Annotated in this window: 22 protein-coding genes and 1 pseudogene; 13 read left to right on the forward strand and 10 right to left on the reverse strand. The window is 60.3% G+C overall.

The features are described from left to right. Positions 1-115: 115 nt before the first annotated feature. Positions 116-352: a hypothetical protein gene (locus SB725_RS05905; protein ID WP_027925643.1), complete on the forward strand. Its 237-nt coding sequence runs from the start codon at positions 116-118 to the stop codon at positions 350-352. Positions 353-357: 5 nt separating this feature from the next. Here the strand turns inward: SB725_RS05905 and pdxH are convergent, their stop codons facing one another. The 5 genes from pdxH to dinG form a co-directional block, all read right to left on the reverse strand. Next, entirely contained in the window at positions 358-1005 is a 648-nt protein-coding gene (gene pdxH, locus SB725_RS05910) for a pyridoxamine 5'-phosphate oxidase (protein WP_027925644.1), read from the reverse strand. A gap of 24 nt (positions 1006-1029) precedes the next feature. Further along, positions 1030-2139: an OmpA family protein gene (locus SB725_RS05915; RefSeq protein ID WP_059181515.1), complete on the reverse strand. Its 1110-nt coding sequence runs from the start codon at positions 2137-2139 to the stop codon at positions 1030-1032. 115 nt (positions 2140-2254) lie between these two features. Beyond that, on the reverse strand, positions 2255-3400 hold the full coding sequence (locus SB725_RS05920; RefSeq protein WP_027925646.1) for an EstA family serine hydrolase: 1146 nt from the start codon (positions 3398-3400) through the stop codon (positions 2255-2257). A 225-nt stretch (positions 3401-3625) separates the two neighbouring features. Continuing rightward, on the reverse strand, positions 3626-6136 hold the full coding sequence (locus SB725_RS05925; protein ID WP_410921425.1) for a beta-galactosidase: 2511 nt from the start codon (positions 6134-6136) through the stop codon (positions 3626-3628). 95 nt (positions 6137-6231) lie between these two features. Continuing rightward, a complete protein-coding gene (gene dinG / locus SB725_RS05930; RefSeq protein ID WP_027925648.1) occupies positions 6232-8376 on the reverse strand; it encodes an ATP-dependent DNA helicase DinG in 2145 nt (714 codons plus the stop codon). A 99-nt stretch (positions 8377-8475) separates the two neighbouring features. Here dinG and SB725_RS05935 point away from each other — a divergent pair, with 99 nt between their 5' ends. Continuing rightward, positions 8476-8940: a CopD family protein gene (locus SB725_RS05935; RefSeq protein ID WP_410921426.1), complete on the forward strand. Its 465-nt coding sequence runs from the start codon at positions 8476-8478 to the stop codon at positions 8938-8940. Between the two features lie 36 nt (positions 8941-8976). On the opposite strand, the gene SB725_RS05940 is transcribed toward SB725_RS05935, so the two are convergent. The 4 genes from SB725_RS05940 to SB725_RS05955 all read right to left on the reverse strand — a co-directional run bounded on the left by SB725_RS05940 (position 8977) and on the right by SB725_RS05955 (position 11654). Further along, positions 8977-9735 carry a hypothetical protein gene (locus SB725_RS05940; protein WP_059181517.1) on the reverse strand — a complete coding sequence of 253 codons (759 nt, stop codon included), beginning with the start codon at positions 9733-9735 and terminating at the stop codon, positions 8977-8979. Continuing rightward, complete coding sequence (locus tag SB725_RS05945; protein WP_027925651.1) at positions 9728-10006, reverse strand: DUF1145 domain-containing protein; 279 nt, start codon at positions 10004-10006, stop codon at positions 9728-9730. The genes SB725_RS05940 and SB725_RS05945 overlap by 8 nt, the downstream gene beginning before the upstream one ends. A 147-nt stretch (positions 10007-10153) precedes the next feature. After that, entirely contained in the window at positions 10154-10873 is a 720-nt protein-coding gene (locus SB725_RS05950) for an OmpA family protein (RefSeq protein WP_410921427.1), read from the reverse strand. A gap of 91 nt (positions 10874-10964) precedes the next feature. Further along, a complete protein-coding gene (locus tag SB725_RS05955; protein ID WP_027925653.1) occupies positions 10965-11654 on the reverse strand; it encodes an OmpA family protein in 690 nt (229 codons plus the stop codon). A 189-nt stretch (positions 11655-11843) separates the two neighbouring features. Here SB725_RS05955 and SB725_RS05960 point away from each other — a divergent pair, with 189 nt between their 5' ends. The 4 genes from SB725_RS05960 to SB725_RS05975 all read left to right on the forward strand — a co-directional run bounded on the left by SB725_RS05960 (position 11844) and on the right by SB725_RS05975 (position 13697). Continuing rightward, a complete protein-coding gene (locus tag SB725_RS05960) occupies positions 11844-12341 on the forward strand; it encodes a DUF6231 family protein (protein ID WP_027925654.1) in 498 nt (165 codons plus the stop codon). 4 nt (positions 12342-12345) lie between these two features. Next, a complete protein-coding gene (locus tag SB725_RS05965; protein WP_027925655.1) occupies positions 12346-12822 on the forward strand; it encodes a YchJ family protein in 477 nt (158 codons plus the stop codon). Between the two features lie 165 nt (positions 12823-12987). After that, positions 12988-13482 (forward strand): LEA type 2 family protein, encoded by a 495-nt coding sequence (locus tag SB725_RS05970; RefSeq protein ID WP_027925656.1) that lies wholly within the window; start codon positions 12988-12990, stop codon positions 13480-13482. Further along, positions 13479-13697 carry an SEC-C metal-binding domain-containing protein gene (locus SB725_RS05975; protein WP_194939912.1) on the forward strand — a complete coding sequence of 73 codons (219 nt, stop codon included), beginning with the start codon at positions 13479-13481 and terminating at the stop codon, positions 13695-13697. The genes SB725_RS05970 and SB725_RS05975 overlap by 4 nt, the downstream gene beginning before the upstream one ends. A 179-nt stretch (positions 13698-13876) precedes the next feature. Here the strand turns inward: SB725_RS05975 and SB725_RS05980 are convergent, their stop codons facing one another. Continuing rightward, the gene (locus SB725_RS05980; protein WP_410921476.1) at positions 13877-14434 is read right to left on the reverse strand and encodes a cysteine hydrolase family protein; all 558 of its coding nucleotides are present in this window, start codon (positions 14432-14434) and stop codon (positions 13877-13879) included. 122 nt (positions 14435-14556) lie between these two features. Here SB725_RS05980 and SB725_RS05985 point away from each other — a divergent pair. The 7 genes and pseudogenes from SB725_RS05985 to SB725_RS06015 all read left to right on the forward strand — a co-directional run. Then, positions 14557-14631: pseudogene (locus tag SB725_RS05985) on the forward strand (thiol:disulfide oxidoreductase); the annotation flags it as partial. Between the two features lie 231 nt (positions 14632-14862). After that, positions 14863-17313: a penicillin acylase family protein gene (locus tag SB725_RS05990; protein WP_410921428.1), complete on the forward strand. Its 2451-nt coding sequence runs from the start codon at positions 14863-14865 to the stop codon at positions 17311-17313. A gap of 189 nt (positions 17314-17502) precedes the next feature. Then, positions 17503-18537: a ligase-associated DNA damage response exonuclease gene (locus SB725_RS05995; protein WP_027925659.1), complete on the forward strand. Its 1035-nt coding sequence runs from the start codon at positions 17503-17505 to the stop codon at positions 18535-18537. After that, positions 18534-20222, forward strand: a complete 1689-nt coding sequence (locus tag SB725_RS06000) for an ATP-dependent DNA ligase (protein ID WP_410921429.1) — start codon at positions 18534-18536, stop codon at positions 20220-20222. Before SB725_RS05995 ends, SB725_RS06000 begins: the two co-directional genes overlap by 4 nt. A gap of 310 nt (positions 20223-20532) precedes the next feature. Beyond that, complete coding sequence (locus SB725_RS06005) at positions 20533-21315, forward strand: transporter substrate-binding domain-containing protein (protein ID WP_027925661.1); 783 nt, start codon at positions 20533-20535, stop codon at positions 21313-21315. 57 nt (positions 21316-21372) lie between these two features. Then, entirely contained in the window at positions 21373-22101 is a 729-nt protein-coding gene (locus SB725_RS06010; protein ID WP_027925662.1) for an ABC transporter permease, read from the forward strand. Then, entirely contained in the window at positions 22098-22808 is a 711-nt protein-coding gene (locus tag SB725_RS06015) for an ABC transporter permease (protein ID WP_027925663.1), read from the forward strand. Before SB725_RS06010 ends, SB725_RS06015 begins: the two co-directional genes overlap by 4 nt. Positions 22809-22830 lie beyond the last annotated feature (22 nt).

The raw sequence follows: 22830 nt of genomic DNA on the forward strand, positions 1-22830 counted from the left end.
ACAGGTGATCATTAAACCCCGCAGCTTGACGCCTGTCACGGCATGGTCGGGATAAAAATGTTTTGATTCAGGCCCGGTACAGGCGCCACTGCACATTCACGCCCCAAGGATTGTCATGGATTACTTCATCGTTTTCATCACTACCGTCGCCGGTCTGTACTTCCATTGGTGGCTGTACGTTCGGATAAAACGCTGGATGGACCGCGACCTGGCATTGGCTTTGGCTGGGAAGGACGAACAGAAAAAAGCTTTCATGCTCCAGCAACTGGCGAACGCTCACGCACAGAAGATCAAGCGTCGGGATCTGCCCCAGTGGCTTGAGGCCGCTGCAGCAAGGTATCCCGAACGGTAGACTGCTTAGGGTGCCAGACGTTCAAGAATCCAGTCAGCGCCCTGTAGGCGGTAGTTCAGGCGATCATGCAGGCGGCTCGCACGGCCCTGCCAGAACTCGATGCGTTCCGGCAGCAAGCGATAACCGCCCCAGTGATCCGGGCAGTGCGGCGCTGTATCGCTGAAACGTTGCTCGGTGTTCTTGAGCAGCGCTTCCAGTTCGGCACGATCGGCAATCACCCGGCTCTGCGGTGACGCCCAGGCACCGAGTCGACTGCCCAGCGGACGAACCTGGAAGTAGGCGTCGGATTCTTCGGGCGAAACCTTCACCACCCGACCTTCGATGCGCACCTGGCGCTCCAGGGCCGGCCAGAAAAAGGTCATGGCCGCGAACGGATTCGCCGCCAAGTGCTGCCCCTTGGCGCTTTCGTAGTTGGTGAAGAACGTGAAGCCCTGCTCGTCCAGACCTTTGAGCAACAGAATGCGGCAATGAGGCCGTCCGTCCTGATCGACCGTCGCCAAGGTCATGGCGTTCGCCTCCACCGGCGCTTGCTCGGTTTTCACCGCGTCGGCGAACCACTGGTGGAACAGCCCGAACGGCTCTGCCGGGGCTTGCGCCTCGGTCAGGCCATCACGGGTGTAGTCACGACGCATATCAGCCAGGCCTTGGGTCATGGCGCATTCCTTTTGGTTAACGAATCACTTTTTGGTGGCGTCAGCCGCGACGTCAACTTTCTTGGCGTCGGCAACTGCTTTGGCCGGCACCGTCTTCTTCGCTGGCGTTGCGGTTTTAGCCGGCGCTTTCTTGGCAGTGGCTTTCTTCGCCGGGGCCTTTTTCGTCGCCGGCACAGCCGCTTTCTTCGCCGCTGGCGCAGGGGTGACCGGTGTGGCCACTGGCTTGATGTCCTTCGCCGCGATCATAGTCACTGGCGCCGGAGCCGGCATGTTGTACTTGGCCAGCAACGCCACCATGGTGTTCTGCGGGGTCACCAGCAATTCCACGCGACGGTTCAAGGCACGGCCTTCAACACTGTCGTTGGCCGCACGCGGAGCGTCACCGCCCATGCCGCGGAGCATCAGGCGGTCACGCTGCAAACCGCTGAGACGGAAGATGGCGGCGACGGCTTGTGCACGTTCCTGGCTCAGTTTCACGTTGGCCGGTGCCGCACCCGACGTATCGCTGTGACCGAGTACCAGCACGGCCGTTTTCGGATCGACTTCAAGGATTTTCGCGACACGGGTGAACGGGCCGAGGGTGACAGGCAGCAGCATAGCTGGACGATCCGGGTTGAACGAGCCTTCTACCGGCGCGGTCACCACCAATACGTTTTCGCGGCGTTCAAGTTGCAGGTTGCTGTCCTTGATCGCTTCACGCAGACGCGGTTCGTAGTCGTCGAGCCAGGCCTGGGTGACTTTCGGGTCTATTGGCGCAACCTTGGTAGCGCTCTGATCCTTGCCGCCGAACGGCCACCACCACGAGTTACCCGCGTTGGTATCAGCCTTGGCGACCGGGACCGGTTTGGCTTCAGGTTTTATTTCCGGCTTGGCAGCGGTCTTGGCAGCGGCATCATCGGCACCGAACGGCCAGTACCAAGGGCTGGCGCTCTCACTTTTGGCAACAGGTGCGGTGGCAGCAGGTTTCAGTGGGGCCGGGGCCGGGGCAGGAACTGGGCTCGGCTCTTTAGCGGCGACTTTGTCGGACGAACCGAACGGCCACCAGCTGCCACCATCGGAATCACTTTTTGGGGTCTGTGCACAACCGGTGATAGCAAAGCACAGGGCCAGGGCGAGAGTTGGTTTGGATGACATCGGATATCCACGAAATATGAAGTAATGAAAAGTCAGACCGAAGCGGCCCGCACAAACTGACGCTTTGAAACCGAAAAGGCTGCCGGGTTCCGGTACTGGAACCCTTGAGCGGGTTTTACAGACAAGTGGCCAGTACTCGCGCAAGCTTCTGCGCGCGTGGATCCATCAAGACGTACGGCCCCAGGGTATTTGTCACAAAACCGAAGGCTACATCGTGTTCAGGGTCGGCAAAACCGATGGAGCCGCCAGCGCCCGGATGGCCGAACGCCCGTGGGCCGAGGCCGTAGGTCGCGTTGGGAACGTCCGGTTGATCAAGCATGCAACCCAGACCAAAGCGGGTCCGGGTCAATAAAGTCTTGTCGTCGCCGAGGCTGTGTTCTCGGGTCAGCTCATCGAGCATTTCGCCTTCCAGCAAACTGCCATCGAGCAGGCCGGCGTAGAACCCGGCCAGACTGCGCGCATTGCCATGACCGTTGGCGGCAGGTTGCTGCATACGCCGCCATTCGGGTTTGTTGGTGCTGGTCATGATCGACGGCGGATTGGTGAAGGCCCGGGTGGTCATGGCCGTCGGTTCACGCAGGGTCACTTGCAACAGGCGCTGGGCGGCGGCATCGCCGACATTACCCTTGCCACGCGCGATGTGCGCCACGCGATGGAATTCTTCATCAGCCAGGCCGACGTGGAAATCCAGGCCCAATGGCCTGGCAACGCGAGCGACGATGGATTCGCCCGGCCCACGACCGTCGGCACGGCGCAGTAACTCGCCCACCAGCCAGCCGTAAGTGATCGCGGCGTAGCCGTGGCCTTGGCCCGGCGTCCACCACGGCGTTTCGGCCGCGAGGGCGTCGACCATGGTTTGCCAGTCGTAAAGTGCCTCCGGGGCCAGCAATTCGCGCAATGCCGGCAAGCCTGCCTGATGGCAGAGCAATTGACGCAGGGTCACGGACTCTTTGCCGGCGGCGGCAAATTCGGGCCAATAGCGCGCTACCGGTGCATCCAGTTGCAGCTTGCCCTCAGCCACCAATTGCAGGGCCGTGACCGCGGTGAACGTCTTGGTGCAGGAGAACAGGTTGGCGATGGTGTCGCTGTGCCAGGCTTCGCTGCCATCCTTGTCGGCGGTGCCGGCCCAGAGGTCAAGGACGGTTTCACCGCCGACCTGGATGCACAAGGCTGCGCCACGTTCCTGAGGATCGTCGAACAGCGCCGCGAAAGCTTCGCGCACGGCTTCGAACTTAAGCTCGTAATGACCCTGAATCTGCACCCGCATTGCTCCCGGATATTCGCTATACAAAGTGGCCCGCATTGTTCCAGCCATTAGCCGTTTTGGGAACAGGGTTGGGCTGGGCGGTCGGTTGCCCATGGATTGGATGAGAAAATTTGTGGTGTCTTTTCGGACGCCATCGCGAGCAGGCTCACTCCTGCAGGGGATCTTCGCCACACCAAAGATCCCCTGTAGGAGTGAGCCTGCTCGCGATGCTTTTAGAACTTAATGACCATTACCGGAATGCCCACCCGCATTTCCAGTGCCCTTCCCCGGCCCTTTTCCGGCCTCGGCCTTTCTGCCGCCCTCCGCATCGTGGCTGGCCTTGTCGGCCTCGGCCGCTGCTTTCACGGCCTCTTTGCTCAACTGATCGACAGCCGCCAGGTTGCTCTTGCGCACGGCCTCCACAAACCCTTGGAACGGCAGATCAGTAATCCCTACCAGACCAAAGTGACCATTCTCACCGTCCAGCAAACGCCCGGTCACGGGTTGGTCCAGGTATTGGAACCAATGCACACCGACAATCGAAGGCTCGCTCAGCGCCTGCTTGAGGAAGTTCGCGTAGGCCGGCCCACGGTCTTCTTCCTTGGCCAATTGCGTCACGCCGCCCCAGAACGGACCGCGATCCGCCGAGCCGAAGTTGAATTCGGTGATCAGCACCGGTTTGTCGAGGCTGCGCAACCTAGCGAAGTCGTAACCGTCCTGCGGTTGCAAGGTGTACATGTTGAAGCTCAACACGTCGCAATACTGCGCGCAGGAGTCCACGGCTTCCGGGGTGCTGATGGCGAAACGACCGCCCAGCAACAGCTGGTTCGGCGCGTGCCACTTCAGCGAGTCGGAGAGGGTCTTGAAGTAGGTATCAGCGAAGACCTTCTGGAAGTATTTGAAGTCAGCCTCGATTTCCGGGTGGTCAGCGCTTGGCAGCGGCGGCACGAAGCCCGGGTCTTCCATCAATTCCCAGGCCGGCAAATCGATGCCCCACGCTTTGGACAGCCCCGCCTGATTGCGATATTTGTCGCGCAGCTGCTTGAGGAACGCACGTTTGGCCGGCACGTCGGTGGTCATTTTCAAGGTGCCATAAGCCAGCGCATAACGGGCTTTCGGGTCGTTACCGGGACCGGCCCAGGCCAATTCGTTGTCGGCGTAGTAGCCGATCAGCCACGGGTCGTCGCGATGATCGCGAGCGGCGATGGCCACGGCGCGTTCGGTGGCCATGGCGAAACGTGGATCGAACGGGTCGGGCATGCCGCCCCACCAGTCGGTGCCGGTGCTGATGCTGGCGTAATCGCCGACGATCGACAGCGGCAAGGTGTACGGCACGCGATCAGCGTCGCCGAGCGCCGGGGCGCTCCAGTTGCCGATGGTGTTGAAGCCCCAGGCTTGCAGGCGATCCAGGGTGTGGTTGGTCCAGCGTTGTTCATCCACCACCGCTTTGCAGGGTTCGGCGGGTTTCTGCTCAACTGCTTTCGCCTCGATCGCTTCGGCGGCGCCGGTCTTGGCCGCTTCGGCGACTCCGGCTTCGGCAATAGAAGGCGTAACGGGTTGCTCGGCAGCCTTCTCGACCGTCGCTTCGACCGCATCGGCCTTGGCCGCTTCGGCAACACCGGCCTTGGTGTCACTGCCCAGCGCACACGGTGCGCCATACAGGCGCTGCAAATTGGCACCGTAAAAATCGTACCAGCGACCGGCGTTATAGCCGCGGCCCTGATCGGCACCGTTACCGCCACGGTTGTCACCGTCGCCAAAGTGGTTGGCCAGCGGCTCGTCGGGTTTTGGCAGGGACTCGAACATCCACTCCCGGCCGGCAACGTAAGTCTGGTTGACGTCCGGGGCCACGGTGTTGACCCCAAGCGAATAGAACGGATGCCCTTGCGGGGTGACCAGGTACCAGCGACCGTCGCGCTTTTCAGTGCGGAAAAAGCCGCTGGCCTTGAATATCGGGCCTTTGGTCCAGCCACCATAGGTGTCCAGAGAGGACTTTTCGCGCTCGGCCAGCCAGGTTTTCAGTTGTTGCTGTTCCTTGGCGGCTGCGCTTTTCAATTGCTCATCGCTGCTGATCTTTTCTGGCCATTTGGCCCGGGTCGACTGACCGTATGCATCCACTAACCCGCCATAAACGGCCCGGGTCACGGCATCACCGTCCTGCACACCAAAACGTTCGAGCAAGATGTTCTGGGCCACTTTCGGTTGATCCATCGACAAGGTCACCGACACCACCTGGCTGCGATCCAGCTCACCGGCGCTGCTGGCCAGCAACATGCGCTGGCCGTCGACGGTCATCGGCATGGGCGGCCCGGCTTTCATGCCCTGGCTCAACGATGAGCTTGCCACCAACGGCACCAGCAAGGTCTGCGCAGGACCGGCCGGCAAATCGACGCGACTGACCAGCGTCTTGCCGTCATTGCTCTGGATTTTCACGTACAGGGTCACGGCCCAATCCATTGCACTCTGGATTCGCAGGCTCATGGCGCCCGATTGCGACCAGTCCCAGGCGCCGGTTTGCGGGGTCAAACGCAAACTCGGCTGGGCCACCGGGTTGAACGTCACCCGGCGCAACACTTCGCCTTCGGCTGTTTGTTCCGCATTGGATTGGGGCAGGCTGGCGTCCTGAGTCGCCACCTGGACCACGTCAGCGGGGCGTACAAAGTTGAACAGCGTCTGTTGGCCGGCGGGGGCTGCCAGCAAAGGGGCTGCGAACATCAGGGCAAATACAGCGGGCAACGAACGGCGAATCATAGGAACGTGGATCTCCCTAACGACCTTCAAGGGTCAGTGGAAAAGCGATGGTAGAGAGATAGACAACGCGGCGGGCAAATGTGCCCACCGGTGTATCAGGAAATTTCGCGGCGAAATGGCGGAAGCGCATTGAGGATGGCTTTGCCGTAACGCTGGGTGACCAGACGTCGATCGAGCAAGGTGATGGTGCCGCGATCCTCTTCGGTACGCAGCAAGCGACCGCAGGCCTGGACCAGTTTCAGCGAGGCATCCGGCACGGAGATTTCCATGAACGGATTGCCGCCACGGGCCTCGATCCATTCCGCCAGCGCGGCTTCGACGGGATCATCCGGCACCGAGAACGGGATCTTCGCGATCACCACGTGCTCGCAGTACGCGCCCGGCAAGTCGACCCCTTCGGCAAAACTTGCGAGGCCGAACAGCACACTGGAATCCCCGCCATCGACACGTGCCTTGTGCTTGTTCAAGGTTTCCTGCTTCGACAGGTTGCCTTGAATGAACACTTGCTTGCGCCAGTCGCGGTCGAGGCCGTCGAACACGTCCTGCATCTGTTTGCGGGAAGAAAACAGCACCAGCGTGCCCCGGGAGCCTTCAACCAGTTGCGGTAAGTCACGAATGATCGCCGCGGTGTGGGCCGGTGCATCCCGCGGATCGGCTTTCAGGTCCGGCACGCGCAGTACGCCGGCATCGGCGTGGTGAAACGGGCTTGGGACCACGGCGGTCACGGCTTTTTTCGGCAGGCCGGCGCGCATGCGAAAACGGTCGAACGTGCCGAGGGCCGTCAGGGTTGCCGAGGTCACTAATGCGCCGTAAGCGACGTTCCACAGGTTGCGCCGAAGCATTTCTGCGGCAAGGATCGGGCTGGCGTTGACCTCGATGTCGAACAGCGAACCGCTTTCGGCCAACGTCAGCCAACGGGCCATGGGCGGGTTGTCTTCCGGGTCTTCAGCGGTGAACGCCACCCACAACTCCCAATTGCCCGAGGAACGGGACAACAGGCTGCCGAACAGTGGGTACCACTCTTCGGCCTGATTGCTGGCGATGCCGATGTTGACCTCGCCGTCCATGCCTTCCTTGAGCAACTCGGTGAGTCGGGTGAACAGGTCGGTGAGCCGGGCAAAGCCCTTCTTCAGCTCGACACCCATCTCGCGCATGTGCTCGGGAATCACCCCGCCGACGAAGCGATGACGCGGCCGCTCGCGGCCTTCGACGTCTTCGCCGGGTTTGAAATCGGCGACCTGCTCGCAGGCGGTGAACATGAATTGTTGCTGGGTCTTGATCTCGCGGGCCAGTTCCGGCACTTGCTCGATCAACTTGCCCAAATCGCCGGGCAGCGGGTGCTGGGCCAGCAGTTTGGTGAGGTTTTTCGCGGTGGTTTCCAGCCAGTCGGCAGTGGAACGCAGGCGCGTGTAATGGGCGAAGTGGCCGATGGCCTTGTCTGGCAGGTGGTGACCTTCGTCGAACACGTAGATGGTGTCGCGCGGGTCTGGCAGCACGGCACCGCCGCCCAAGGCCAGGTCGGCCAGCACCATGTCGTGGTTGGTGACGATAACGTCAACCTTGCCCATGCCTTCGCGGGCCTTATAAAAGGCGCACTGGCCGAAGTTCGGGCAATGGCGGTTGGTGCACTGGCTGTGATCGGTGGTCAGACGCGCCCAGTCGGCATCTTCCAGCGCCGTCGACCAACTGTCGCGGTCGCCGTCCCATTTATTGCCGGCGAGTTTTTCGATCATGCTGGTGAACAGCTTCTGACTGGCCTCGTCGACCTCGATCTTGAAGCCTTCTTCTTCGAACAACTGCGCCGTGGCCGTTTGTGCGTGGCCTTCCTGCAGCAACATGTCGAGCTTGGACAGGCACATGTAGCGCCCACGGCCCTTGGCCAACGCGAAGCTGAAATTCAGCCCGCTGTTGCGCATCAAATCGGGCAAATCCTTGTAGACGATCTGCTCTTGCAGGGCGACGGTGGCCGTGGCGATGACCAGGCGTTTGCCGGCAGCCTTGGCGGTCGGGATCGCCGCCAGGCTGTAGGCCACGGTTTTGCCGGTACCGGTGCCGGCTTCCACCGCAACAATCGCGGGGTCGCCACTGCGCCGGCCTTCGTCGTCGGTGTCGATATCCCCGAGGACCTTGGCAATTTCGGCGATCATCAGGCGTTGGCCGTAGCGCGGCTTGAGGCTCTTGGCTTCGAGAAAACGCGAATAGGCGCCCTGGATCGTGGTTTTGAGTTCGGTGCTGATCATGGATTGTCGGGCGCTAAAAACGCTGGATAAATTTTCAGTGGTTCGGTTCGGCGGCTATCATACCCCGCTAATTAATCCCGCGCAGAACGGAGTACCCCAATGACACCTTTTGGCATCGTTTATACCCTGCATGTCCTGTCCGCCCTGGTGTGGGTGGGCGGCATGTTTTTCGCCTGGATGGTTTTGCGCCCAGCGGCCATGAAGGCGCTGGAAGGCCCCGCCCGGCTGAAGCTGTGGGTGGAAGTGTTTCAAGGTTTTTTCCGCTGGGTCTGGGTCGCGGTAGTGCTGCTGCCGATCAGCGGGGTCGGCATGATTCATCTGCAATACGCCGGGTTTGAGGCCGCGCCGCGTTATGTGCAGGTGATGATGGGGTTGTACGTGGTGATGACGGCGCTGTTTATCCGGATCCAGGCGCTGATGCTGCCGGAGTTGCGCATTGCAGTGAACGCGCAGGATTGGCCGACGGGTGCAGCCGTGCTCGGGAAGATTCGGCGGTTGGTGGGGATTAATTTGATGGTGAGTCTGTTGCTGGTGGCGATTGCTGCGGCCCGGCCGATGTTCTGATGATCGTTCCCACGCTCTGCGTGGGAACGATCAGGATTACAACCGTTGAACCGTTACCGAACCCGCCGCCCCGGCAGGACCAGGCTGGCCATCCGCTCCCGGACGGCCACTTTTGCCGCCATCGGCCTTGTACACCAGGCAGCCTTTGGCCTGGCCACCCGCCCCCGGTTTACCACCAGGACCTGCAAGACCGCCGGCACCGCCAGCGACCTGCACCTTGATTTTATCCGCCGGGAAATCGCGCGGCACTTCCAGCTTCACCAGTGCGCCCGCAGCCCCCGGCTGACCATCACTGCCATCGCTGCCATCGGCACCGCGACCGGCCTGACCATAGGTACAACCCGGATCCTGGCCATTGGCGCCGTCAAGACCGAAAAACCCCGGTGCGCCCGCGCCGCCGCGAGCATCGACCAACAATTGCGGAGCGTTCAACGCCTTGATCTGCAAGTTCAGATTGCGCCCCGAGCGTGCCGCCTTCTGGAAACTCCCCGGCGCGCCCCGCGCGGTGATCTGACTGCCTTCCGACAACTCGGCACGGTGCACTTTAAATTCCAGCGGTTGTTCACCCGGCACGATGGCAATTCGCGCTTCACGCCCCAGGTGCAATTCGCCCACCGTCACTTCGGTGACGTTCGAAGGAATCAGCAAAGTGCCGTAATCCGCGACTTCCAGCCGCTCCAGTTGCAAGGTGCTGGCCGTGTTGGGCAGGCGCATCAACGAGTTGGCTTCGACACTGACAACCTGAGCGCAGGCCAATGGACTGATAAATGCGGCGAGCAGACAGAGATTACGCATGGGAAGCCTTCGGTGCGGAGGGAGCCGGGATGGTTTGAAGATGGAAGACGCCGAAAATGGCAATCTGCAAGCGATCACGCCAAGGGTGGGCGCGGCCTTTGAGGCTGCGGTTGCAGAACACCAGCTCCAGCAGATGGAACAGTGCCAGCAGGCCCCCGGCCAGATTGACCAATGGGTGCAACGGATAAACAAACGACGTGAGCAGATTGACCAGCACCACCAGCCAGAACAGCAGGGTCAATAACTTCCCCAGCCCCCAAAACACCTTCATACGCTCCCCCGCTGATCATTATTCTTTGGGCGCACAGTAACGGCTTCCACGCGGGATGCGCCAGAGGGCAACGGAAAATTCTTCATGAAGACCGCCGAATGGCCATCGCCCCCCCTTATTGGCGGGCCGATGGCTCTATATCGCGGCTTAGCGATTGATATGCAATTCCACGCGACGGTTTTTCGCGCGGCCTTCGTCAGTCGCGTTATCGGCGATGGGCTCACTTTCGCCCTTGCCTTCACTGGTGAGTTTGTTCGGGTCCAGCCCCTGGTTCATCAGATAGGCTGCCACGCTGGTGGCGCGACGTTCCGACAACATTTGGTTGTAGGCATCGGAACCGACACTGTCGGTATGGCCGACCACCTTGATACTCACCACATCGGCGCTTTGCAATTTCGGCATCAGCGCAGTCAGCTGATTCTGCGCAGACGGGGTCAGGTCAGATTGATTGAACGCAAACAGCACATCGCCCGCATCGCTGAGGATGATGACTTCTTCGGGTACAGGTTCGACAGGTTTCACGCTGGCCGGGTATTGCGGCAGCGGGCAACCATGATGTTCGACCGGCGTATTGGCGGGAGTATCGGGGCAACGATCACGTCGATCAAAAACGCCGTCGCCATCTTCGTCGCCATCCTGGGCGTAACAGATCAAGCCGCCAGTCAGGATTCCGAGCGCTGCTCCTCCGGCCGCCCAGCCGCCACTTTCGATGGCGCCCAAACCGCCACCCACCAGCCCGCCTATGACGCTGCAGATTGGCCAGGTGCGTTGATTGAGGGGGGCAGTGCCATCACTGTGAGTTGCGCAACCGGTCAACAGGCTGCCAAGCAGCAGAACCGGTAGGACGGTCCTTGTGAGAACGCTCATATTGAAAGCTCCTGTGTTACCGGCCCATACCGGTTACACAGGAGTAAAGACCCGCATCCGCGACTATACAAGCCACGGAGCGGAAGGGACTTTAACGGTTGATTTTGATTTCCGTGCGACGGTTCATCGCGCGGCCGTCAGCCGTTTTGTTATCGGCGACCGGCTGGCTTTCACCGGCACCTACTACAGACACGAAGCTGCTGCGTGGCACGCCTTGCTCGATGAGGTACTCAACCACCGAGTGAGCGCGTTTATCCGACAGTTTCTGGTTGTAGGCATCGCTGCCCACGCTGTCGGTATGGCCGGTAACGGTCAGTTGAGCGGTAGGCGCTTCCGCCTTCAAGCGAGTGGCGATCTTGTCGAGGACCTGCTTGTCGGATGGTGTGAGGGTGGCTTTGTCAAACTGGAAGTGAACATCGCGGATGACGATGGTTTCTTCCTTGACCACAACAGCCTCTTCAACCACCGGTGCAGGTGGAGGGCAACCGTTGGCATCGACTGTCACGCCGTGCGGTGTGCCCGGGCACTTGTCGCGGCTATCCGGTACACCATCACCGTCTTCGTCGCCATCACCGTGAACCCAGCAATAGGCCGCTGCCGTGCCGCCGACGAGCAGCGCGCCATAGCCTGCCCACGCGGAGCTCTCGGTCGCGCCGAGACCCGCACCCACGACACCACCGACAGCCGCACAGGTCGGCCAGTCGGTTTTCTGCAAACCTGCGCAACCAGTCAACACACTGGTGAGCAGAACCAAGGGTAATGCTGTCCGAACTATGCTCATCTAGTTTTCTCCTGAGGGATCGGCTTAGAACCGATTCAGGTAGTAAAGACCCGACTATTAAACTCCGCCAGCAATAGGCCATTGCTGTTTTATCCCGTGTACACGACGGATTGGCGCATTTGCGCTAAACCCGCTCTAGGCCCGGACGTTTGGGCAGGCTAGTCTTGGTGCTCTGATTGAGGATCTTTGATGATTGCAGCTATTTCTTCGCGCACACCGCAACAGGCGTTGGCCGCTTTGCTGGACCTTTACGCTCCCGCGCAGCTGTTGCTGATCGGGGCCAGTGAGTTTCCCGCCCTGGAAGCCTTCAAGCTTGCGCACCCGGATACGTGTGTCGCCCACACGGCACCGGGACCGTTGCCGGCGGAACTGGCGGCACGCCGGTTTGATCTGGCGCTGGCGGTCGATTGCCTCGAACACTTGCCAAAGCGCGACGGCTTGAACCTGCTCGGCGGGATCCGCAACCTCAACGCCAGCCGCATTGCGGTGCTGGCGGACTTGTCGGCCAGCGGCTGGCAGGAGACGGATTTTTTCTCCCTGGCCCTGCAAGCCAGCGAGCGCTTCCAGCGCGATGAACAAGTGTTGACCCTGTTCACCTATGATCTGCTTGACTACAAACAAGTACCCGACTGGCTCAACTCACGCTTTTGGGCCAATCCGGAGAACTTCGGGAAATATTGGTGGTAATGCAATGAGTACATCCATTTGCCCTTGCGGCAGCGGCACCTTGCTCGATGCCTGCTGCGGTCATTACCACGCCGGGCATCCGGCGCCGTGTGCCGAAGCCTTGATGCGCTCGCGCTACAGCGCCTACGTGCTGGGGCTGATCGACTATCTGGTGGCGACTACCCTGCCCGCGCAACAGGCCGGCCTGAATCGTCAGTCCATCAGCGACTGGAGCGCTCAAAGCACCTGGCTGGGCCTGGAGGTGGAAAGCTCCGAAGTCTTCGGCGGCCAGCCGGAACACGCCTTCGTGACCTTCACCGCGCGCTGGCACGATGGCAGCGGCGAACACAGCCACCGCGAGCGCTCGTCCTTCGTGCAGAACGCCGGCCACTGGTACTTCATCGATCCGACCGTGCAACTCAAGGCCGGACGCAATGACGCCTGTCCATGCGCCAGCGGGCAGAAATTCAAGAAATGTTGCGCGGGGTATTTCAACAGTTGAGGTGAGCGACCTGTAGCAGCTGCCGGAGGCTGCGTTCGGCTGCGGAGCGGTCGTGAAATCAGGCAGCGCGTTGTTTCAGTGGGATAGAGGTGACAGGAATACGACTGCTTCGCAGTCGGACGCAGCCTTCGGCAGCTGCTACAGGTTCAAGGGAGATACACGACCATGATCACCCGGCGACACGCACTTTATCTGCTCAGCCTGCTCCTGTTTCTGGGGCTCGCTGGCTGTGCGTCGTGGTTCGAGGATGACGAGCCGGACCCCGAAGTGCATCTGGTCAAGGTCGAAGTCGTGCGGGCAAAACTGCTGGAGCAGAAATTTTTGCTGCACTTTCGCATCGACAACCCCAACGACAGTGACTTGACCGTGCGCAGCCTCGAGTACCGAATTCACTTGGGTGACATCTTGCTGACCGAAGGTGAGTACGATCACTGGTTTACGGTCGGCCCCAAACACAGCGCTTACTTCAAGGTTCCGATCCGGACCAACCTGTGGCCCAAGGTGCGCGATCTGGTGAAAATGCTGAAAAAACCCGACCAACCCATTCCCTATCGTCTGGAAGGTGTACTGCAAACCGGTTTATTCATCGCGCATGACGTGCACCTTGCGCGCAATGGCGTGATAATCCCCGCCGATTTAATTCCGGAGCACACCCGATGACCCAGCAACCCCACGTCCATGGCCCTGACTGTAACCACGATCATGACCATCACGACCACCATGATCACCATGATCACGACCATGACCATGTTCACGGTCCGAACTGCGGCCACGCTCACCAGGAACCGGTGCGCAACGCCCTGAAAGACGTCGGCCGCAACGACCCTTGCCCGTGCGGCAATGGCAAGAAATTCAAGAAGTGCCACGGCGCTTGATGCGTCGGGCGAAGAATTTCTTCGCCGGTTGAATCGCCTTCGCGAGCAAGCCCACCCCCACATTGGATTTGTGTCCAACATAAACCCCTGTGGGAGCGAGCTTGCTCGCGATGACTACATCACATTCACTATCAATTTATCAGCCAGACCGCTATCGGGAGCTCGCTCCCACAGGGTTTTCAGTCAACCTGCAGAATCTGCTCAGTGCTTAAAACCGTCGCATACTCCCCATGCAAATTCCCCAGCGACATCGCATGCACGTCCTCGGCTGAACGCGCCTTGCCAAAATAGTCCGCCTTATCGAAGGTAAAACACGCGTCCTCCGCCACCCACGCCTCAAATCCCAGATTCCCGGCCGTTCGCGCCGTGGACTCCACCGAGTTATTCGTTGCCACCCCCACAATCACCAATTGCTCAATCCCCGCCTCGCGCAAACTCGCCTCCAGCCCCGTCGCACAAAAGGCATCCGGCACCTGTTTCTGGATCAGTTGTTCGCCGGTCTTTGGCTGGAACCGCTCCTGAAATTCCACCCCCGACTGCTGTGGCCAGAACACTGAATCCGGTGAGCGAGACAGGTGCTGCACGTGAATCACCGGCCGCCCGGTTCGGCGCCAAAACGCCAACAGATCAAGAATTCGCTCCTCGGCTTGAGGATTATTCCGGCGACCGAGCCGGGGATGCAGAATGCCTTTTTGTTGATCGATGATGACGAGTGCTGCGCGGGTATTGAGCTCCATGCCGGTTTTTTCTCCTGCGGGGTCATTGAATTTCACGCACTTCAGCATCACCTCCTCTCACAGGCAAGCCATCGAACGCAAACAGGACGACCTGATGCCCGCGGTTGCTGTCCCCACCTGGGTTCAACCACATCCAGAACCGTCCGGCGACCGTCAAAGCCTATGCCCTGGCGGCCAAAATCAACCCACCAAAATCCCGACCCTTTCCCCAAGAGCATTCCCACGCTCTGCGTGGGAATGCAGCCCGGGACGCTCCGCGTCCATCCAAAGCCGAATGCGGAGCGCCCGTTGAGGCATTCCCACGCAGAGCGTGGGAACGATCTTCATCAGACAAATCTTGAAATAACCCCGCCCGCCGCTTGCGCGCCCTCCTCCTGCTCACTAACGTAGCGCCTTTATTGCGCCTTTACCCCCGCAGGAGCTTTGCCATGGCCTCGCCAGCCCTTACACATTTTCTTCCCCGGTTCGGCGTTGCCGCAGCAGTAGCCGGTGTCTTGAGCCTGTCCGGTTGTCAGACCTGGAACGCACAGGACACCCTCCCGCCGACTTCCGGTGTGCAGCCGCTCAAGGGCTTGGCGCAGAACGTTTCGGTACGTCGCAATGCCATGGGCATGCCGCTGATCGAAAGCAACAGTTTCCACGACGCGTTGTTCGCCCTGGGTTACGTCCACGCCAGCGACCGCATCACGCAAATGGTCACCCTGCGCCTGTTGGCCGAAGGTCGTCTGGCAGAAATGTCCGGCGCCGACCTGCTGGACGCTGACCGCTACATGCGCGCGGTCAATCTGAAGAAAAGCGCCGGCGAGCTGTATAAAGCCTCTTCGCCGCGCCTCAAACGCTTCTTCGAAGTCTATGCGCGCGGCGTCAACGCCTACCTGTTCCGCTACCGCGACAAGCTGCCAGCCGACCTCGCGGCCACCGGCTACAAGCCTGAATACTGGAAACCGGAAGATTCGGCGCTGATTTTCTGCCTGCTGAACTTCAGCCAGTCGGCCAACCTGCCGGAAGAAATTTCCTCGTTGATGCTGGCCCAGACCGTCACCACCGACAAACTCGCGTGGCTGACGCCGTCCGCGCCCGATGAAAAACTGCCGCTGGGCGAAGCCGACAAACTGCAGGGCATTAAGCTCAACGGCGCGATTCCCGGACTGGCCGAAATCAGTAAAGCCACGGGGCAACTGTCCGACCTGAATCTGTTGGGCGCCACCTCGTCGAACAACTGGGCGATCGGCCCGCAACGCAGCCGCACGGGCAAAAGCATTTTGGCCAGTGACAGCCATGGCCCATTGGGCGTGCCGTCGCTGTTCAGCTACGTGCAGATCCGCGCGCCGAAATATCAGGCGGCGGGCGTGACCATCGCCGGTTTGCCGATGGTGCTCGGTGGTTTCAACGGCAAAGTGGCCTGGAGCATGACCACGGTCATGGGCGACAACCAGGACCTGTTCCTGGAAAAAATCAAACGCCAGGGCAACGGCCTCACCTACGAAGTCGGCGGCAAATGGCAGCCCGCCATCGTGCGCAACGAAACCTACTTCGTCAAAGGCCAGCGGCCGATTCGTGAAGCGGTGTACGAAACCCGTCACGGTCCACTGCTCAACAGCGCCCAGGGCACCACGCTGGCCAACGGTTTCGGCCTGGCCTTGCAAATGCCGAGCTTCACCGATGACAAATCCCTGGACGCGTTTTTCGACCTGTCCCGGGCCCAAACCGTCGAGAAAGCCTCGGACGCCAGCCGCGAAATCCGCGCCATCGCCCTTAACCTGGTGTTTGCCGATGCGAGCAACATTGGCTGGCAAGTTACCGGCCGCTACCCGAACCGTCGCGAAGGCGAAGGCTTGCTGCCATCGCCGGGCTGGGAAGGTCGCTACGACTGGGACGGTTACGCCGACCCGATGCTGCACCCCTACGACCAGGACCCGGCCCAAGGCTGGCTCGGCACCGCCAACCAGCGCGTCATTCCCCATGGCTACGGCATGCAACTGTCCAATTCCTGGGCAGCGCCGGAACGTGGTGAACGTCTGGCCGAACTGGCGGGCGCTGGCAAACACGACACGCGCAGCGTGATCGCAATGCAATACGACCAGACCACCACCTTCGCCGCCAAGCTGAAGAAAATGTTTGAAGCACCGGGCATGTCCCAACCGCTCAAGCAGGCGATTGAAGCGCTGCCGGCTGCCGATCGCGGCAAGGCTCACGAGGCCTATACCCGCCTGATGGCGTTCGACGGCAAGCTCAGCACGACCTCCGCCGATGCAGCGATTTACGAATTGTTCCTCCAGGAAAGCATGAAGCAAATCTTCCTCGACGAGCTGGGTCCGGAAAGCAGCCCGACGTGGAAAGCCTTCGTGGCCAATGGCAAGTTGTCCTACGCGGCGCAGGCCGATCATCTGCTGGGGCGCGAAGACAGTCCGTTCTGGGATGACGCCCGCACACCGCAGAAAGAAGACAAACCGGCGATCCTCGCCCGCAGTCTGGCGGCAGCGATCAGCGCTGGCGACAGCCAGTTGGGTGGCGATCACAAGGCCTGGCAGTGGGGCAAACTGCACCGCTACGAATGGAAAAACGCCAATGGCCAGACTGTTCGCGGCCCGGTTGCGGCAGGCGGGGACCACACCACGCTGAACACCGCGGCGTTCGCCTGGGGTCAGGATTTCAACACCACCCTGGCACCGGCCATGCGCTTCATCGTCGACTTCGGCCAGGCCGAACCGCTGATGGGCCAGAACGGCACCGGTCAGTCGGGCAACCCTGCCAGCCCTAATTATCTGAACAGCATCGATCCTTGGCTCAAAGGGCAATACATGAGCCTGCCGATGCAGCCGCAGAACTTAGACAAGGTGTACGGCAAGACTCAGTTGACCCTGACACCCGGCAAATAACCCCGATCCTGTAGCGTGAGCCTGCTCGCGACAGCGGTGTGTCAGCCATCATTTTGAGTGACTGACACACCGCTATCGCGAGCAGGCTCACGCCTACAGGGGGAATGTTTCTCGTCATTGAAATCTCGATAGAACTTCTGGCTTCACGCCAACCTCATAGCTAACAAGTCCCTCCATTTTGGTAACGACATGGAACTTGTTATCGCGCGTCCTGAAGGTTTGTACTGCCCGGCCGGGGATTTCTACATCGACCCGTGGCGGCCGGTCGAACGCGCGATCATCACCCATGCTCACAGCGACCATGCTCGTAGCGGCAATCGTCATTACCTGGCCGCGTCAGCCGGCGAAGGCATCCTGCGCGCTCGCCTCGGTGCCGACATCAATTTGCAAACCCTGCCTTACGGTCAGCCCCTCAACCATCATGGCGTCACCCTCAGTTTTCACCCCGCCGGCCATGTCCTCGGATCGGCCCAGGTGCGTCTGGAGTACGGGGGCGAGGTCTGGGTTGCCTCGGGGGATTACAAGACGGAAGCCGACGGCACGTGCGCGCCCTTCGAACCGGTGCGGTGCCACACGTTCATCACCGAATCGACCTTCGGCCTGCCGATCTATCGCTGGCAACCTCAGGCACAGGTGTTTGCCGAGATCAATCAGTGGTGGCAGGCCAATGCCGCCGCCGACATTGCCAGCGTGCTGTTCTGCTACTCGTTTGGCAAAGCCCAGCGCATTCTCCACGGCATCGACGCCAGCCTCGGCCCCATTCTGGTGCACGGCGCCGTGGAGCCGCTCAACCAGGTGTATCGCCAGAGCGGCGTTTATCTGCCGCCCACGATCTATGCCGGCGAAGTCAAAAAGAGCGACCCGATGATGCGCAAAGCCCTGATCATCGCCCCGCCGTCGGCGGGCGCCAGCACCTGGATGCGGCGTTTCGGCGAGTACAGCGACGGCTTCGCCAGCGGCTGGATGCGTTTGCGTGGCACCCGCCGCCGGCGCGGAGTCGACCGCGGATTTGTTCTGTCCGACCATGCCGATTGGCCGGGCCTGTTGTGGGCGATTGAACAGACCGGCGCCGAGCGAGTCATGGTGACCCACGGTTCGGTCGGCGTGCTGGTACGCCATCTGCGCGAACAAGGTCTGGATGCACAAAGCTTCGACACCGAGTACGGCGACGACGAGGAAGAAAACGCCGGGATCGAACCCGAGAAAGACAAGGTGCTGGCATGAAGGCATTCGCCGAGCTGTACGCCGGACTCGACGCCACCACGTCGAGCAATGCCAAACTGGCCGCGATGCAACACTACTTTGCCCAGGCCTCACCGCAAGATGCCGCATGGGCAGTGTATTTTTTGTCCGGTGGGCGGCCCCGGCAATTGGTCCCCGTGCGCGTGCTGCGTGAATTGGCGCAAGCCGTTTCCGGGCTTGAACCCTGGCTGTTCGAAGAAAGTTATCAAGCGGTGGGTGATCTGGCGGAAACCATCTCGCTGGTGTTGCCCGAATCGCCGCACCGCTCCACCGACGGATTGGCGGTCTGGATTGAAGACAAGCTGCTGCCCTTGCGCGGCGAGTCGCCCGAAGTGCTTGCCGAGCGCCTGCCCGAACTCTGGGCGCAACTGGATCGCGCCAGCCTGATGTTGTGCATCAAACTGATCACCGGCAGCTTCCGCGTGGGCGTCTCCAAGCTGCTGGTGACCCGTGCATTGGCGGCCATGGCCGGGCTCGACAGCAAACGCGTGGCCCAGCGCATGGTCGCGTACACCGACCTGACAAATCGCCCGAATGCGGCGAGTTATCTGAAACTGATCGCCGCCGAATCCGCAGGTGACCACGCTGAACGGGGCGGTCAGCCGTATCCTTTTTTTCTGGCCCATGCGCTGTCGCAACCGGTCGAGCAATTCGATGGGTTGCTTGGCCCCGCCAGCCAATGGCTGGTGGAATGGAAATGGGATGGCATCCGCGCCCAAGTGGTCAAGCGCGACGGGCGTTTGTGGATCTGGTCCCGGGGTGAAGAGTTGGTGACAGAGCGCTTTCCCGAGTTCGATCACCTGGTGCACGGCTTACCCGACGGCACCGTGATCGACGGCGAAATCGTTGCTTGGAAAAGCGTCCGCCCCGACACCGAAGATGCCTTCGCTCCAGCCTCTCCCGCCGCCCCCTCCGTGCAACCGTTTGCCCTGTTGCAGCAGCGCATCGGACGCAAGATCCTCGGCAAGAAAATCCTCGATGAGGTGCCGGTGGTCCTGCTCGCTTACGACCTGCTGGAGTGGGCCGGTGAGGACTGGCGCACGCAGCCGCAGGCCCGGCGTCGCACGCAATTGGAGCAGTTGATCGCCACCTGCCATGACCCGGTGTTACTGCTCTCCCCGATGTTGACCGGCGATGACTGGTTCGACCTCGCCCGCCAAAGGGAAGCCTCCCGCCGTCTCGGCGTCGAAGGCATGATGCTCAAGGCGCGGGATGCGCTGTACGGCGTGGGTCGGACCAAGGACATGGGCGTGTGGTGGAAATGGAAAGTCGACCCGTTCAGCGTCGATGCGGTGCTGATCTATGCCCAACGAGGCCACGGACGGCGGGCCAGTCTCTACAGCGATTACACCTTCGCGGTCTGGGACGGCCCACCCGACGCCAGCGAACGTACACTGGTGCCGTTTGCCAAGGCTTATTCAGGACTCACTGACGAAGAAATGCGCCAGGTCGACAGCATCGTGCGCAAAACCACGGTGGAGAAATTCGGCCCGGTGAGCAGCGTGAAACCCAGCCTGGTGTTTGAGCTGGGGTTCGAAGGCATTGCCCTGTCAAAACGCCACAAAAGCGGGATCGCTGTGCGTTTCCCCAGGATGCTGCGCTGGCGTCAGGACAAATCAGTCGAAGACGCTGACAATCTGGGCACCCTGCAAAATCTGCTCAGCTAACCCGATACCCTGTAGGAGCCGAGCTTGCTTGCGATAGCGGTGTGTCAGGCACCCTTTGTTAACTGACACACCGCTATCGAGAGCAGGCTCACTCCTACATTAATTTGTGCCGACATGAACCATCTTGGTGCAGCACTTCCACGACGCCCGTTTTCGTGCACAATTCCCGCGCAGTCACTTCTTGTATGACCTTTTAAAACGCTTGTTCGGGACTCTGGTTCGGAAATTGCTACTTTCAATAGGTCTTACGCTTACCAGTAACAATAATTCTGCGCCACAAGCGCTCATATTGGTTCTTAGGGATTGAATAATGAAAAAAGCATTGCTGACCCTTTCTGCACTGGCGTTGTGCATGGCTGCTGGTTCTGCCATGGCAAAGGAATACAAGGAACTGCGTTTTGGCGTTGACCCTTCCTACGCACCGTTCGAGTCGAAAGCGGCCGACGGTAGCCTGGTAGGCTTCGATATCGATCTGGGGAACGCGATCTGCGCCGAGCTGAAGGTCAAGTGCAAATGGGTCGAAAGCGATTTCGACGGCATGATTCCGGGCCTCAAGGCCAATAAATTCGACGGTGTGATCTCGTCGATGACCGTCACCGAAGCCCGCGAAAAAGTCATCGACTTCTCCAGCGAGCTGTTCTCCGGCCCAACCGCTTACGTGTCGAAGAAAGGTTCTGGCGTCACCGCAGATGTCGCTTCGCTCAAGGGCAAAACCGTCGGCTACGAGCAAGGCACCATCCAGGAAGCCTATGCAAAAGCCGTTCTGGACAAGGCTGGCGTGAAAACCCAGGCCTACGCCAACCAGGATCAGGTCTACGCCGACTTGACCTCCGGTCGTCTCGACGCAGGGATTCAGGACATGCTGCAAGCCGAACTGGGCTTCCTGAAGTCGCCACAAGGCGCCGACTATGATGTCAGCAAGCCGGTCGACGACCATTTGCTGCCAGCCAAAACCGCCATCGGCATTAAGAAAGGTAACACCGAGCTGAAGGCACTTTTGGATAAAGGTATCAAAGCGTTACACGATGATGGCACTTACGCCACCATTCAGAAGAAACACTTTGGCGATCTGAATCTGTACAGCGGCAAATAATGCCCGGCGCCCATCTCGCGATGGGCGCTTTTTTCATCCGATCAGGTTGCTGATTTTATGTTCGAAAACCTATTACAAAATCTGGGGCTCTCTGCCTTCAGCCTCAAGGGCTTCGGTCCGTTGCTGATGCAAGGCACCTGGATGACGATCAAGTTGTCGGCGTTGTCGTTATTGGTGGCCGTGTTGCTCGGGCTACTCGGCGCCAGTGCCAAGCTGTCAAAAGTCAAACTGATGCGCGTGCCTGCCCAGCTTTACACCACCCTTATTCGCGGCGTTCCGGACCTGGTCCTGATGCTGCTGATTTTCTACAGCCTGCAAACCTGGCTGACGTCGCTGACCGATTACATGGAATGGGAATACATCGAGATCAACCCGTTCAGCGCCGGGGTCATCACCCTTGGCTTCATCTATGGCGCGTATTTCACCGAAACCTTCCGTGGCGCGATTCTCGCCGTCCCACGGGGTCAGGTCGAAGCAGCCACCGCTTATGGCCTCAAGCGCGGCCAGCGTTTCTGGATCGTCGTGTTCCCGCAAATGATGCGTTATGCCCTTCCGGGTATCGGTAACAACTGGATGGTGATGCTCAAGGCCACGGCCCTGGTGTCGATCATCGGCCTTGCCGATCTGGTCAAGGCTGCTCAAGACGCCGGTAAAAGCACCTATCAGCTGTTTTATTTCCTGGTCCTTGCCGCGCTGATCTACCTGGTGATCACCAGCGCGTCCAACTTCATTCTGCGCTGGCTTGAACGTCGTTACTCCGCCGGTACCCGGGAGGCCGTACGATGATCGAACTTCTGCAGGAATACTGGAAACCCTTCCTCTATAGCGACGGCAACAACATCACCGGCCTGGCCATGACGATGTGGCTGCTCAGCGCTTCGATCTTCTTCGGTTTTATCGTTTCGATCCCGCTGTCCATCGCCCGTGTGTCGCCGCGCTTCTACATCCGTTGGCCGGTGCAGTTCTATACCTATCTGTTTCGCGGGACGCCGCTCTATATCCAGCTATTGATCTGTTACACGGGGATCTACAGCCTGGCGGCCATTCGGGCTCAGCCGGTGCTGGATGCGTTCTTTCGCGACGCGATGAACTGCACCATCCTCGCCTTCGCCCTGAACACCTGCGCCTACACCACGGAGATTTTCGCCGGGGCGATTCGCAGCATGAACCACGGTGAAGTCGAAGCCGCCAAAGCCTACGGGCTGACCGGCTGGAAGCTGTACGCCTACGTGATCATGCCGTCGGCCCTGCGTCGCTCGTTGCCGTATTACAGCAACGAAGTGATCCTGATGCTGCACTCAACGACCGTGGCGTTCACCGCGACCATCCCGGACATTTTGAAAGTCGCTCGGGACGCCAACTCGGCGACCTTCCTGACCTTTCAGTCGTTCGGCATTGCCGCGCTGATCTACCTGACCGTGACCTTCGCGCTGGTCGGCCTGTTCCGTCTCGCCGAACGCCGCTGGCTGGCCTTCCTCGGGCCGACCCACTAGGACCCGCTTTAGGGATAAAGAG

It is taken from the genome of Pseudomonas sp. SIMBA_041 (assembly GCF_046535095.1).
GTDB lineage: Bacteria > Pseudomonadota > Gammaproteobacteria > Pseudomonadales > Pseudomonadaceae > Aquipseudomonas > Aquipseudomonas mucoides.